12 protein-coding genes are annotated in these 13,445 nt (G+C 55.7%); 6 read left to right on the top strand and 6 right to left on the bottom strand.

The annotated features are described in order from the left end of the window. Positions 1–46 precede the first annotated feature (46 nt). Positions 47–2,779, top strand: a complete 2,733-nt coding sequence (locus ONV78_RS13055) for a bifunctional acetate--CoA ligase family protein/GNAT family N-acetyltransferase (RefSeq protein ID WP_279503622.1) — start codon at positions 47–49, stop codon at positions 2,777–2,779. A gap of 66 nt (positions 2,780–2,845) precedes the next feature. Here ONV78_RS13055 and ONV78_RS13060 read toward each other — a convergent pair whose 3' ends face one another. After that, entirely contained in the window at positions 2,846–3,769 is a 924-nt protein-coding gene (locus ONV78_RS13060) for a recombination-associated protein RdgC (RefSeq protein ID WP_216737814.1), read from the bottom strand. Positions 3,770–3,917: 148 nt separating this feature from the next. Next, on the bottom strand, positions 3,918–5,495 hold the full coding sequence (locus ONV78_RS13065; protein ID WP_279503624.1) for a carboxylesterase family protein: 1,578 nt from the start codon (positions 5,493–5,495) through the stop codon (positions 3,918–3,920). Positions 5,496–5,884: 389 nt separating this feature from the next. Here ONV78_RS13065 and ONV78_RS13070 point away from each other — a divergent pair, with 389 nt between their 5' ends. Beyond that, on the top strand, positions 5,885–6,256 hold the full coding sequence (locus ONV78_RS13070; RefSeq protein WP_279503626.1) for an MmcQ/YjbR family DNA-binding protein: 372 nt from the start codon (positions 5,885–5,887) through the stop codon (positions 6,254–6,256). 24 nt (positions 6,257–6,280) lie between these two features. On the opposite strand, the gene ONV78_RS13075 is transcribed toward ONV78_RS13070, so the two are convergent. Next, positions 6,281–7,045 (bottom strand): transporter substrate-binding domain-containing protein, encoded by a 765-nt coding sequence (locus tag ONV78_RS13075; protein WP_279503627.1) that lies wholly within the window; start codon positions 7,043–7,045, stop codon positions 6,281–6,283. Positions 7,046–7,098: 53 nt separating this feature from the next. Beyond that, on the bottom strand, positions 7,099–7,812 hold the full coding sequence (locus tag ONV78_RS13080) for a transporter substrate-binding domain-containing protein (protein ID WP_279503628.1): 714 nt from the start codon (positions 7,810–7,812) through the stop codon (positions 7,099–7,101). Between the two features lie 171 nt (positions 7,813–7,983). Here ONV78_RS13080 and ONV78_RS13085 point away from each other — a divergent pair, with 171 nt between their 5' ends. From ONV78_RS13085 to ONV78_RS13095, 3 genes are all read left to right on the top strand, one after another. Then, entirely contained in the window at positions 7,984–8,316 is a 333-nt protein-coding gene (locus tag ONV78_RS13085) for a hypothetical protein (protein ID WP_279503630.1), read from the top strand. Between the two features lie 99 nt (positions 8,317–8,415). After that, positions 8,416–10,047: a methyl-accepting chemotaxis protein gene (locus ONV78_RS13090; RefSeq protein ID WP_279503632.1), complete on the top strand. Its 1,632-nt coding sequence runs from the start codon at positions 8,416–8,418 to the stop codon at positions 10,045–10,047. Positions 10,048–10,239: 192 nt separating this feature from the next. Beyond that, positions 10,240–10,884 carry a hemolysin III family protein gene (locus tag ONV78_RS13095; RefSeq protein WP_279503638.1) on the top strand — a complete coding sequence of 215 codons (645 nt, stop codon included), beginning with the start codon at positions 10,240–10,242 and terminating at the stop codon, positions 10,882–10,884. Between the two features lie 47 nt (positions 10,885–10,931). On the opposite strand, the gene ONV78_RS13100 is transcribed toward ONV78_RS13095, so the two are convergent. Continuing rightward, entirely contained in the window at positions 10,932–11,699 is a 768-nt protein-coding gene (locus tag ONV78_RS13100; protein ID WP_279503640.1) for a class III extradiol ring-cleavage dioxygenase, read from the bottom strand. A 134-nt stretch (positions 11,700–11,833) separates the two neighbouring features. Continuing rightward, positions 11,834–12,271, bottom strand: coding sequence for a DoxX family protein (locus tag ONV78_RS13105; RefSeq protein ID WP_279503642.1), 438 nt, complete (start codon positions 12,269–12,271; stop codon positions 11,834–11,836). Positions 12,272–12,398: 127 nt separating this feature from the next. Here ONV78_RS13105 and ONV78_RS13110 point away from each other — a divergent pair, with 127 nt between their 5' ends. Then, the gene (locus ONV78_RS13110) at positions 12,399–13,307 is read left to right on the top strand and encodes a LysR family transcriptional regulator (protein ID WP_279503643.1); all 909 of its coding nucleotides are present in this window, start codon (positions 12,399–12,401) and stop codon (positions 13,305–13,307) included. Positions 13,308–13,445: the final 138 nt, after the last annotated feature.

The raw sequence follows: 13,445 nt of genomic DNA on the forward strand, positions 1-13,445 counted from the left end.
GCAGTCGCCGGGTCCGGAGCCTGTCAACGCAAATGGAGAAAACAGATTGGGAACCCGACATTTAGAAGCGTTGTTCAACCCTAAGTCCATCGCGGTGATTGGCGCCTCCGAACGCTCCAATAATCTGGGCGGCATGGTGTTGCGTAATCTGATGTCCACGGACTATTCAGGCCGTCTGGTGGTGGTGAATGACAAGGGCTATCACGACGTGCATGGCGTCCCCTGCGTGAAACGGCCCCAGCAAATGCCGTTTCGGCCGGACTTGGCCATTATCTGTACGCCGCCGGAGAGCGTGCCGCGCATTGTTCGGGTGCTGGGAAACGTCAAAGTTAAAACCGCGATGATCCTGACCGGCGGCTTGTCGCGCACCCACAGCCGCAGTGGTCGGCCGCTGATGTATTCCGTTCAGGAAATTGCGTCTGAGTTCGGCATTCGTATCCTGGGGCCGGAAACTATCGGTATGTTGTCCCCGGCCAGCAATCTGAACGCGACTTATATGCATATGGGCGTGTTGCCGGGCAAGATCGCTTATATCGGCCAGTCCGGCTCTCTCGCCAGTGCGGTGATTGACTGGGCCTTCACCCGGGGAATCGGCTTTTCGCACCTAACTACCCTGGGAGACGGCATTGACGTCGGGCTGGACGATCTGATCGATTACCTGGCCCAGGATCGCAGCACCAAAGCCATTTTGCTGCACATGGAGAACATTCATTCGCCCCGGCGTTTTATTTCCGCCGTGCGGGCGGTGTCGCGGGGGAAGCTGGTGATCGCAGTGAAAAGCGGACGCACTCCGGCATCGCAATGGCGTCCTGCGGAGCTGCCCTTGGGGGTCGTGGACGGCGACAAGATTTTCGATGCGGTATTCCGGCGCGCCGGGGTGTTGAGGGTTAACGGCGCCGATGAGATGTTCGATGCGCTGGAGACGTTAACCCGGATGAAACCGGTGCGCGGCGAGCCTTTGCACATTATCAGCAACGGTCTGGGTCCTGGGGTGCTGGCGGTGGATCGGTTGGCGTCTCTAAATGGCGAGCTGGGTTCGCTGTCGCCGGAAACGGTGAGTGAACTGGGTAAGCATCTGCCGCCTTATTGGACGCGCCGTAACCCGATTGATCTCAACTATGACGCCAACCCGGAGCTGTATCGCCGCACCCTGGAGATACTCGGACGCGATCCGCACGTGTCCAATGTGCTGGTGCTGTACGCGCCGTCTCTGACCGAAGACAGCCTGCAGGTGGCGGATGCGGTGATAGAAGCGGGTAAGCGCTCTCATCTGAATATTTTCACCTGCTGGCTGGGCCACAGTACGGTGTACGACGCCAGGGAAGCGTTTTTTCACAGTGGCGTGCCCACATTCTCCACGCCGGATAAGGCGGTGAAAGCCTTCATGCATATGGTCAATCACCAGCGCAGCCAGCGGGTGTTGCGGGAAACGCCGGAGTCCTACACCGACCCGATAGTGGACCGTTCCCGTGCGCGCAAGACCATTCAGAAGATATACGCGTCAGGACGGCGGGTGCTGACCAATGCGGAGTCGCGGCAGATTCTCACCGATTACGGCATCAACATGCAGGATACCCGCTACTGTGAAACCGAAGAGCAGGTCGTGGAAGTGGCGCGGGAGTTTGGCTTGCCAGTGGACATCCGCATTTTGCACGAGCACAGCTGTATCCCTTTTAAAGACGAGAAGACCGGCCGTGGCCGCTACAAGGGCAGGGTGAAGGGGCTGGTGGAGGACGCGTCCATTCGCGATTCCTGTCGCTACCTGTTGACGCATTACAGGGAACATTTCCCGGACAGCGGCTTTTTAGGTTTCGCCGTGCAGCCCAGTTTTCAGACGGTTGGCGGAGTAGGGTTCAGTTTGGGGGTCACCCGCGATCCGGTGTTTGGGCCTTTAATGGTGTGCGGCGCCAGCGGCGCGGCGGTGAATGTGTCGGCGGATCGCAAGCTCGCTCTGCCGCCGTTGAACATGGTGCTGGCTCGGGATCTTTTGCTGCAGACGCATATGTTTCGCCTGTTGAAAGACTATAGTTATAACCCGGAGCAGGACATCGCCAAAATCTGCGAAACCCTGGTGATTCTGTCGCAGATCATTATCGATATCCCTGAAATCAAAGGGCTTGAGGTCATGCCGCTGTATTTCGATAAGCACGGCGCGGTGGCGGTCAACGCCATGATTGATCTCGACAAACCGGCGAAGCTGGCGATCCAGCCTTATCCACAAGAGCTGCGGGAATGGATCATGCTGCCCAAGTCGAAGCGCAAGGCGGAAATTCGCCCAGTGCGTGGAGAGGATGAGCCGAGTCACATCGAGTTTTATTCCGGCCTGTCGCCGGAATCGATACGTTATCGCTTCTTCCACTATCGGAAGTCCTTTACTCACGATGAAATGGTGCAGATGCTGCAGATCGACTACGACCGGGAAATGGCCTTTATCGCCATGTCTCCGAAGGAAAGCGGTTATGGCGAGGATACTCTTGGCACCGTGCGTGCGTGGACTGATGCGGACAATCTGCAGTGTGAGTTCGCCATCATCGTGCGTGATGATCTGCGTGGTGAAAACCTGGGGTGGGTGCTGATGCGCAAGATCATTGAGTACTGCCGGGAAAAAGGCACGGTGGAAATGGTGGGCTCAGTGTTGCCGGACAATAAGCCGATGCTGCGTCTGGCGGAAAAGCTGGGATTCAGTATTCGTTACGATGATGAAGAAGGGGTTATGGCTCTGCGCTTGCCGTTAAACGCGCCAGATGAGTGGCAGGCGGAGCGCTTGAAGTACAAATAGGTTGAACTGTGAAACTGCGCGAGCCGGTCCATCAGGTTTGGATTCGGCCCGCGCGGTGAGTGTGATTTACTCTTGAATCACCGCAGACATGTCTTCCCCGCCCAGAACCTTGATCAGGTCTTCCGTCATGCGGGAGAACTCAAGGGTCATCAGGCTGAAGTCGGCGGCGAAACGCTCGGCGGCTTCGCCAGTATCGCCGTCCTTCAACTGCTCCTGCAGGGTGTCCATAAACTTGATGCGTTTGATCTTCAGGTCGTCGCTGACCGCAAAGCTCAGCTTCTCATCCCACTCCAGGGACAGTTGCGTCACCTGCATGCCGTTTTCAATATGCGTGGAGATAGCGTCCGTCAAAGACTCGGTGCCTTTGCAGCGAATGACGGTGTCGGAGCCGTCGCCGGAGCGCAGCTCACAGTTATCGCCGGAAACGAAAGGCGTCGGGGTGTTGTCTTTCTGCACCCAGTCGGAGAAGTGCACCGCAGGAGCCTCATTCAGCGCGACGAAACGAATTGGCAGCGTGCCCATGGACTGACGCAGGAAGGAGGTGAACTCGTCCGCACGAGTCCCAGAGGACGTATCCACGACCAGCAGACCTTTATCCAGATCAATGTAGGCGGACATCAGACGCGAACGCTTAAACGCCTGGGGCAGCAGAACCGTGATGACCTGTTCCTTTAATTCGTTCTTTTCCTTCTTGCGCAATTTGCGCTGCTCGCGCTCTTCGATTTCCTGAGCGCGTTCTTCCACTTCTTCCTTAATGACGCTGGCGGGCAGAATTTTCTCTTCCCGTTTCAGGGTCAGCAACAGATAGCGGCCTTGTTGATAGACCAACGCGTCGCTGACCAAAGGCGCAGCGGGAACCCAGCCCAGACGATAAGTGTCGTTGGCCTGGCAGGGGGTGAAAGCATGTTCGCTCAAACCGGTTTCCAGGTCTTCCAAAGGCCAGGGCACGGGTTTGGTGAAACGATAAATCAGTGCGTTTTTGAAAAGCATAGGTCTCTATTTTCTTAGTGAAGAAGGAAATCGGGCCGGGAATTATGGTGGACCAGGAGGAATTTGGCTAGTTGAGGTTTCGTAATTCCCGTTCCGCGCGGACGACGGCAGGGCGAGGGCGCGCATTGGCGCCGGCCCTGATCGCGTATCAATATTTTTTATTGCTGTTGCGGTAAAGCGTCGTGAAAAATTCAATCCGCTGGCGAAACAGGCCCGCCATGGGTTCGGCGGCGTCGCCCAATACCATCATGATCTGATTCTGGGCGTTGTAAGCTGGCCAGTTCGGCAACGTGGGATCACTGGGAGAAGCGCTGCGCATGAAGTTAACCAGGTAGCGTTGAAAGCGCTGCGCCATGGTGATGTCCTGAGGCCGGAAATTGGCGTACATCTCTGGAATCAGGCTGTAAGTGCCGAACGTGAAAGGCAGGTGCCAGCCGTGAGGCGTTCCGGAGAACTGCTCGCGCAGATATTGCGGCGCGTAGTTGAAGTAGTAGAACCAGGCGCTGGAGCGGTTGGATTGCTCCAACGCCAGCCAGCGATTGGGGGCGTTGTAGCGCATATCGGAAAATACTTTTTCCGCAAACTGGGTGTCGCTCCAGTCTTCCGGATACAGGGCGCGGGCGGCGTCCTTCTGATCGCCCAGCGGCGCCAGAATGGTTTCCTGGGTCAGGTTCAGCTGCGGCGCGATACTGACTTCATAGCTGTTGACGCCAGTCAGCAGGGGAACCGGCGCGATCAGCTTGCGATCCACCGCATCCAATAAGGTGTAAGGCGCGGCCTCGTCGCCGATGATCGGGCCGAACGCCGCATCTGGCGGCAACTCGCTGTTCAGCTTTATTAAGGTTCCGGCGGGAATAGCGCGTAGTTGGGCTGCGTCGGCATCGGCGGCGACGCCGGCTTGCGTCGCGGCTTTCATACCGGACTTTTTCGCCTGATTACGGTCTTCCAGCTTGAGCCAGGGATCGCCGCTTTGAGCGATGACTTTATGAAACAATCCCAGCGCTTTAGGGGAGGCCATGAGGTAGTAAGCGCTGACCGCGCCAGCGTCGTCTCCCGCCAAGGTGACATTGCCGGGATCGCCGCCAAAGGAGCTGATGTTTTCCTGCACCCATTTTAAGGCTTCGATCTGGTCCAGCAGCCCAAAGTTTGCTGGCGTGGTGACGTCATCGCGAACCAGGGCGGGATGATCAAAGAAGCCAAAATATCCCAGACGATAGTTGATGGTGACTACCACGATCCCCTGGTTCGCCAGCTGTGCGCCGTTACTCAGCGGATAGCTGACGACGCCGCTGCGGAAGTCTCCGCCGTGCAGCCAGACCATGACCGGCTTAGGCGCATCGGGCGCGCCTATTGGCGAGGATGGCGTCCAGACATTGAGCGTCAGGCAGTCTTCACTGACTGAGGGGGCTGGCAGCCTGGTGTTGGGATCTTCTTGCGCGGATTGGGCGCATGCCGGGCCAAACTGAGACGTAACGCGTACGCCGCTCCAGGGCTGAACCGGCTGCGGCCGTCGCCAGCGGTTTTCTTTGATGGGCGGCGCGGCGTAGGGAATACCTTTGAAAGCGCGTACGCCGAGTTCGCTGACGCCTCTGATCAGTCCTGACTTGGTCTGCGCCAGCGGGCCGTTAAGGTCTTCCGCCTGGGCGCCGGACAGTAATAACCCGGAAAGCAGCATCGCTTTGGCCAATGTTGTTAAGACTTTGTATCCGGTGTTTCCTGAGTGCATTCTAAAACCCTTGAACTATTACCAGGCAGACAAATAGCGTCCTTCTATTTGTCTGCAACGGCAGGGCCTGCACAGGTCAGGCTCTGCCTCCCGCGGCTGGACGCCGCGCAGGCGCATCCCTGCGCCTGCGTATTAATATGGCGTTGATTTATGGGCGGTTTGCGCCGTGCTTGCTATAGTCCATTTGTTATATTTTGGCAGGGTGAATTAAAAGTCTTTTATAGTCAGGGCGTTAGGAAACCCCTTGTGGATGGCGACGTGGTGCGGTTCCGCGGCTTGTATTTATATCCGGCGTCACCCATTAATAGTTTTCAATGGATATCCCGTTTGCAGCCGGATATAACAGTGGGCTATTTAATGCGCCCCATGTAGCCTCTGAGTCTTGTCCAATGAATATCGATGAAATCAAACACTACTGTCTTTCACTTCCTGGCGTGGAGCGGATTGAGTATGGCGAGCCTTCCAATATTCTGGTGTTTTACGTGCTGGGGCGGAAGTTCGCCTACTTTAAAACCAGCGCGCCGGAACGCTGGCGTTTCAGTATGAGAACCAGCCCTGAGCGCTTTCTCGAATTGACGGATCAGGAAGGGGTGAAACCGGCGCGCTACATGCACCGGTTTCACTGGGTGTCTATCGTGGACGCCGCCGCGTTTAACGAAGGCTATCTGCGTGAGCTGATCGACTGGTCCTACGACAAAGCCGCCGCGGGATTGCCGAAAAAGCGTCGCCTGGCGTTGGCGCAGCTGTCTTCAGACGCATAAAGCGGAGCGCGGCGGACTAAGGCGCTACTTGGTCCAACTGTCGATAATTTCCTGCAGTTTGCCGCTTTGCTTCAGTTGCTCGACCGCCGCTTTCATCTTCGAGATGAAGTCTTCGCGATAGGGGAAGCTCTGGTTTTTGGTATTTGAGAACGCCAGATAGGCGACTTCTTCACTGATGACCGCCGCCGGTTCGATTTTCAGGTCCTTCAGCGTTGGGTCGGAACGGTTGTTTTCCAGCGTCCACATGACGGATAGCTTGTCGTTGGGGTGAGCGTCTATACGTCCCGCCGCCATTTTTTTCAGGTTGGCGACAATATCCGAGGCCTGACTCATGGTGAACATGGCTTTCTCTTCGTCGGACAAAGTGGCGTAACCGCTCTGTAAACCAACGCGCAAGCCTTTGAAGTCATCCGGCCACTTGCTCAATTGCTTTTTGCTGGCCAGGTCCTGGGTGACGAACATCGCTACCGTCTCTGTCAGCAAGGGAATGGAGTAATCCATCCAGGGGCGGTCTTCAGGGCGATAATAAGGCGGAAACAGCGCAAACTCTTCGCCGCTCTCCATTTGCGCCAATGCACGCTTCCAGGGCAAAGGTTTTAGCGTGATCGCGTAGTCTGGCGTCAGCTTGGCCGCCTCCATGATGATGTCCACATATATTCCCTTGGGTTTGCCGTTTTCCGCATAGCTATAAGGAGGATAGGCTTCATCCATCAACAGGGTGACGGACTGCGCGGCGGCGAACCCCACGAATCCCAACATCAGGGCGGCGAATAGAATTATTCTTTTCATACGGACTCCTCTTCAGTGGTTGTCATGAGTAAAAAAGCGAGCATGTGGACACATCAATGGCCGGCGGCGGGGGCATTTACGTCTCGGGTCCATTTGTTGACGATCTGCTGCAACCGGTTCTTATCCCTCATACGCGCCAGGGACTGATTCATTTTGGCGATAAAATCCGCCCGATACGGCCATTGTTCGGGCTGGATATTGGAAAAGGCGAGGTAGGCGACCTCCTCATTAATAATCGCGGCGGGAGTGATTTCCAGAGTGGCCAAAGCCGGGTCCTGTCGGTTGTGCTCCAGCGTCCACACTACCGATAGATAATCATTGGGATGACCATCGATGCGGTTCAGCGCGATTTGTTTCAGATTGGTCAGAATATTGGGCGACTCAGAAATGACGAACAGCTCCTTTTGTTGCGGCGACAGCGTGGCGAATCCCAACTGCAGGCCGATGCGCAGGCCTTTATAATCCTCCGGCCAGCGAGTGGGCTTGAGGCGTTCCAGCAACTCGGGGGGCGTAAATAGCACGACCGTCTCTTTAAAAAGAGGAACCGAATAATCCATCCAACTGCGACTGACTGGGCGATAGTAGGGCGGGAACACGGCGAAGGCGCGTCCGGTTTCAACCAGATTAAGCGCTCTTTTCCAGGGAAGCGGCTTAAACTTGACCTTATAGTCAGGAATGGATTGCATCGCCTCTTTGATGAAGTCGACATAGATGCCTTTGGCTTCATTGTTTTCGACATAGCTGTATGGCGGATACGACTCGTCCATAAGCAGGACTATGCTTTGTGCGTCAGCCCTCGTATACCCGGCCAGCAGGAGAAAAAAGGCGATGATGCTGAATGCTTTCATATGGCCCATAGGCTGGATACGGTTTATTAGAAGATATAGATCAGCGTTGGTTGTTTTTCAAACGATGTTAATGGAGATGAATGGAAGGTAATGGCTAAGAAGATCGTACTGCGGCTGGCAATATTTATAGCGATGGCTGGGTTATTCCTAAGCGGAGTTGTGGTAGGCGTCCGATACAACTCGACGGATCTGCTGTGTCCGACGGAGGTCTCTCCTTATCGGTTGGAGACGGACTTGGTCAGCGAGGAAGGAATCATATTTCCTCAAGGAACTATCGTGCCGTTGCGTCGCTGCGCCTACATGCAACGATTTGAGTGGAATTTCGCCATTGATAATTCTGTGAGACTCTCACCGGCGCAAGAGGAAGACCCCGAGCACTACGGCTTTTCCGTCATCGCTCCCGCCGAGCAAGCCCGAAAATAAGCGGGCGCGGATACTGTTTATCCGCCACGTTTTTTTGCCCAGCGGGCGTTTTTCGACTTCACTTGTATAGTACTAATGCTTCATTGAAGACGGAAATGGGTGACTACTGTGTCAAACCTGAGTATTCGCTGGAAAATACAAATCGCATTCTTTGCCGTGGCGGTGGTGACTATTATTTACAACCGCACTCTCGCCGCGGTGGAGTTGCAGGCGCTCATTGATCTGGCGGAAAGCCGTCAGGTGGCGGCGGCGACTATCGCCGCCATGCAGGAAGAATATCGCTCATTCATGTTTAATGCGATTTGGGAGTCCAGCCTACAGTTTCTGGTTCAGTTCGGCGTCATTTTTGTCCTGGGCAATTATTTTGTCCGTCCAATCCTGGCGTTGACCAAGTCGCTGCAGTCCGTGGAAAAAGGCGACTTTACCATCGAAGTGGAAATTACCAGTGAAGACGAAATCGGTCAGTTAGGCCGTCAGTGCAATCAGATGCTGGCGACGTTGAACCGGGTTATCGCCAGCGTGAATGACTGCTCCGTACACATGGGGCAGTCCGCCTATCAGATCGCCGCTGTCGCCCGAGAGATTGAGCGCATCAGTCAGGCGGAGGCGACTCGTTCGGAAGAGGTGAATGACGCCACGGAAAGTCTGCATCGAATATCCGAGAAGGTGATGGAAATCGCCCAGACCAATCGGGATGAGGCGATCAAATCTGAGCAAAGCAGCACGGAAGGCATCGCCCTGGTGCAGGAAGTGCTGGACCTGCTGGTGCGCTTGGCGGGAGAGATTCGCAGCGCCGCCAGTCAGGTGTCCAGTCTGCAATCCTCGGTGGGCACCATCGTAACTGCTCTAAAAGATATTCTGGAGATCGCCGATCAGACCAACTTGCTGGCGCTCAATGCGGCCATTGAGGCGGCGCGGGCGGGAGAGCAGGGGCGCGGCTTTGCCGTGGTGGCGGATGAAGTGAGGGCGTTGTCCCATCGAACCGCCGAGTCAGCGGAAGAGGTCTCACGCATTATTAACGATCTGGATCAGAACGTGACCACCAGCTGCAACACCATGTCGCGACTGGTGGATGAAGTGCAGTCCAATCGCGGCAAAGCGGAGCGCACCCGAGGCATCATCAGCGACCTGGAGGGGCATGTGAAAGGCTTTGTCGGCAGTTCGGAAGAAATATTCAGCAATGTGGAGACCCAGCTAAATCAGTTTTCCGCACTGGAGACGACATTGTCCTGTCTGTTCGAAACCTTGCGGGAAAACAGCGCCAAGATCGGCAATACCGCTAACATCAGCGACTCGTTGTTTGGTTTGACGCAACGGCTTGATCACGAGTTATCCGGGCTGGATTTCCGGCGGCAGAAAGCGGCTGAGGTCAAAACCAAGGACTCGGAAAGACGGGCGGCCCCAAGGGTGGAAGGGACGCTGCTGGTGCGTATCGAGTCGGATGGCGGCGGCAGTGAAGGGTTGAGTCAGGACGTCAGCGAAACGGGCATGAATCTGGTGGTGAAAGAATACTATGACGTGGGAGACCGGTTGGTGTTGTCGATTCGTCTGCCGAGCAGGGATCAGAACCGCTACGACCAGCAGCAACCGGTGGCGGTCAACGCCAAAGTGGTCTGGAGAAAAACGGAAAGCCAGGGACGCTATCGTTACGGCGTGCACTTCGTCGAACTGAGCCAAACCTCCGCGAACTACGTGAAGGAGTGTTGTGAATTCTATAAAAACGTCGCCTGAGCGATGAACGCGAGGCGGCGCGTGCGTAAAGCGTACGTAAATGGTAATAAAAATATAAAACGTCGTTCATGTGCCTGTGACAAGCTGGGGAGCGTTGCAGTTAACCGCTTGCGGCAGGCCGGTCATCCGAAAGTTAAGTTTTATTCCCCGCTGGTCCGTGCCAATATGAGACGTCAACTAGGGGAGACGAACATGTCAACGAAAAATAGGCGGCAGCAAACCCTGGGTGAAGAGATCGTAAACGCTTTGACTCACGGCATTGGAGCTGTGGTGAGCGTTTCAGCAGTTACGTTGTTGATCGTCTTCGCCAGTCTGCAGGAAGATCCCTGGAAGATCGTGGGCGTGTCGATATATGGCGGCGCGCTGTTTCTGTTGCTGCTGGCGTCCACGTTGTACCACGGCGTACAACATCCTCGGGCGAAATTCTTTTTAAATCTGTTTGATCACTGCGCGATCTATCTGCTCATCGCGGGCACCTATACGCCATTTTTGCTGGTGAACCTGCGCGGCGTTCTGGGTTGGAGCATGTTTGGCGTGGTGTGGGGGCTGGCTCTGGTGGGCATTGTCTGCAAGCTTTGCTTCCATGGGCGCTTCAAAACCATCCATCTGTTTAATTATCTGGTCATGGGCTGGGTCGGTATAGTGGCGACGCCAGAGTTGATGGAGAGTCTGTCCAGCAACGCATTCTCCATGATCATTGCTGGCGGGCTGGCTTACACCATTGGCGTTTTCTTCTACGTTTGGGATCGCTTTCCCTACGCCCATTCCATCTGGCATCTATTCGTGCTGGGCGGCAGCACCTGTCACTACATCGCTGTCTATAACGGCGTTCTGTAAAAACAAGGCGTAGCTGAGCTGCGCCTCGATTCTACTCGTCTATTGCACTAAACGAATTCGTAGCTTCCCATGTACAGAGACTGATACGTGTAGGACGCGTGCAGTCTCTGCGCATATTGTCCGTGACTGGCTCCGGCGGCGATAAACAGCGGCGTCAGATGCTCGTCGGTAGGGTGCGCCTGCGCCGCGTTGGGAGCGAGGTGGCGATATTCGAACAGCGCCTCCCAGTCATTCTGCGCCAGCTTTTCCTCCAGCCAGGCAACGAACTCCTGCGCCCATTTCGGAGCTGCCGCTTCATTGGGGCCAATTTCCCGCAGATTATGGGTCACTGAGCCGGACCCCATAATGGCGACGCCCTGTTCCCGCAAGGGCGCCAGCGTTGCGCCGAGTTCAAATAACTGCCGCGGCGAGAATCGGCGCGGCAGACTGATCGCGACCACAGGGACGCCGCCTTCCGGGTCCATCAGGCTGAGTGGAGCCCAGACCCCATGGTCCAATGCTTGTGATGTGGCGATCTGCGGCGATAGCGGCGCCAGTGTCGCCAGGACCTGATCATTCAGTTTGTCGCTGCTGACGGGCGACCAGCGATACCTGTACAACGCTTCTGGAAATCCGTAAAAGTCATACTGGATATGCGCTGGCGTGGTAACGTTCACTGTCAGCGCCTCTGTGCGCCAATGGGGTGAAATCGCCACGACGCCTTGTAATTCTGTCAGGCGCGCATGCAACCCTCGCAAGAAGCGGTGGGCGGGTGCTTCGGCATGAACAATCAAGTCCGGCGACCCGTGAGAAATAAACCAGGATGGCGCTTTCATGGCGATCTCCTCATATCTAGCAGTACGCGATTTATTCGGCGGACAAATAACGTTCTTCTACTTGTCCGCCAACCACTGGCTCAGCGCATTCAGGCGCTTGTTTATCAACAGCTCGGCGCTTATCAAACTCGCAATCAAGACTGGCGCAATGCGGCGCGCTGAGCGGACTTCCCGCTGACAAGGTCGCGGAAGGAGAAAGCGCCGTCACCCAACAGGGCCTGCACCAGCGATGCGGCTAACAAAAACGCAGGATACTCCCAACCGCCGCCCTCAGCGCTGAACGCCCACCCATTGGCGCCGTGCACAAAAACGATGGCGCCCAGCAGAATTGGCGTCAACGCCAGAGCCACCCACTGTGTGCGATAGCCGATAATCAGCAAAGCGCCGCCGCCCAGCTCCGCCAGAATCGCCAGATAGGCGAACCAGCCAGGCAGGCCGAGAGAGCCGAAAAATCCTGCGGTTCCGGCAGGGGTGAACACCAATAGTTTCAACAGGCCGTGAGCGATGAACATCGCGCCAAGAGACAAGCGTAACAGCAGGGCGGCGTAGGGGGCGGTAGCGTTATTAATCATGACTGAAGCTCCGAAAGAATACATTGAGTTAAGTTGCTGACAGTATGATTTCTCTTTTAATGGCTAACAATTGATCGTATTGTGATAACACTGTTAACGATATATTAACAATGGCGTTATTCCTGTTATGGATACTGTGACCTCAATGAAGGCGTTTTGCGCGGTGGTGCAGGAGGGCGGATTTTCCGCCGCCGGCAGGAAACTGAATTTATCCAAAGTGCTGGTGAGCAAATATGTTGGGCAACTGGAAGACCGACTCGGCGCCCGCCTGTTCCACCGTACCACTAGAAAGGTCAGATTGACGCCGACCGGTGAGGCCTATTATTTGCGCGTCACGCCCTTGCTGCATGAACTCGATGACATTGAGGCGCGAGTGCGGGATGAACACGGAGAGCCGGAAGGCCTCTTGCGCGTCGCGGCGCCTACCTCGTTTGCGGAAATTCACTTGATGCCGCTTGTCGCTATCATGCTGGACAAGCACCCGGGGCTGACGCTGGATATACGTCTGGCGGATCGTTATGTCGATCTGCTGGAGGAACAGGTGGATCTGGCTGTGCGCATTGGCTACCTGCCGGACAGCAGTCTGGTGGCGCAAAAACTCGCGGATATTCCTATCGTCTGGTGCGCCAGCGCAACCTATCTGGAGCGTCATGGGACGCCGCAGATACCTGCGGACCTGATGCGGCACAGAGTGGTCTTCGACAGCAACTACAGCGGAGGCGACTACTGGCCCGTGGCGCAGGAAGGCGGCGTTGCGCGGTTGCCTTTACATAAGCGCGTCAGCGTCAACAGCGCGCGAGCGGCGAAAGAACTGGCGCTCTCCGGAATGGGGCTGGCGCGTCTGCCGGCCTTTGTTATCGGCGACGAGCTGGCGTCCGGGAAATTACGTCCGGTGCTGCAGAAATACTGGCCGGATGCGTCCGCCGTTTATGCGGTTTATCCCCATCGCAGACACCTGTCCGCGCGGGTGCGGTTGTTCGTGGAGGAGGCTAAAGTTTATTTCAGTACCAATCCGCCGACTCCTCCCTTAGTATGATTGCCCGTTCAAGGGCGAACTTTGCTTATACAATGGTCGTACGTAGTTTTATCTATGATACGACTTGAATAAAAAATGCCGAAAAAAATAACTGTTAACCAGGATCGCACAATTAGATAACAAAGATCGCAAACCAAG

Origin of the sequence: Hahella sp. CR1, from assembly GCF_029813005.1 — a bacterium.
Taxonomy (GTDB): domain Bacteria; phylum Pseudomonadota; class Gammaproteobacteria; order Pseudomonadales; family Oleiphilaceae; genus Hahella.

What these genes read in the sequence shown, in the direction of transcription:
- ONV78_RS13060 (WP_216737814.1), bottom strand. Translation starts at nt 3,769, where the DNA reads ATGCTTTTCAAAAACGCACTGATTTATCGTTTCACCAAACCCGTGCCC.
- ONV78_RS13065 (WP_279503624.1), bottom strand. Translation starts at nt 5,495, where the DNA reads ATGCACTCAGGAAACACCGGATACAAAGTCTTAACAACATTGGCCAAA.
- ONV78_RS13070 (WP_279503626.1), top strand. Translation starts at nt 5,885, where the DNA reads ATGAATATCGATGAAATCAAACACTACTGTCTTTCACTTCCTGGCGTG.
- ONV78_RS13075 (WP_279503627.1), bottom strand. Translation starts at nt 7,045, where the DNA reads ATGAAAAGAATAATTCTATTCGCCGCCCTGATGTTGGGATTCGTGGGG.
- ONV78_RS13080 (WP_279503628.1), bottom strand. Translation starts at nt 7,812, where the DNA reads ATGGACGAGTCGTATCCGCCATACAGCTATGTCGAAAACAATGAAGCC.
- ONV78_RS13085 (WP_279503630.1), top strand. Translation starts at nt 7,984, where the DNA reads ATGGCTAAGAAGATCGTACTGCGGCTGGCAATATTTATAGCGATGGCT.
- ONV78_RS13095 (WP_279503638.1), top strand. Translation starts at nt 10,240, where the DNA reads ATGTCAACGAAAAATAGGCGGCAGCAAACCCTGGGTGAAGAGATCGTA.
- ONV78_RS13100 (WP_279503640.1), bottom strand. Translation starts at nt 11,699, where the DNA reads ATGAAAGCGCCATCCTGGTTTATTTCTCACGGGTCGCCGGACTTGATT.
- ONV78_RS13105 (WP_279503642.1), bottom strand. Translation starts at nt 12,271, where the DNA reads ATGATTAATAACGCTACCGCCCCCTACGCCGCCCTGCTGTTACGCTTG.
- ONV78_RS13110 (WP_279503643.1), top strand. Translation starts at nt 12,399, where the DNA reads ATGGATACTGTGACCTCAATGAAGGCGTTTTGCGCGGTGGTGCAGGAG.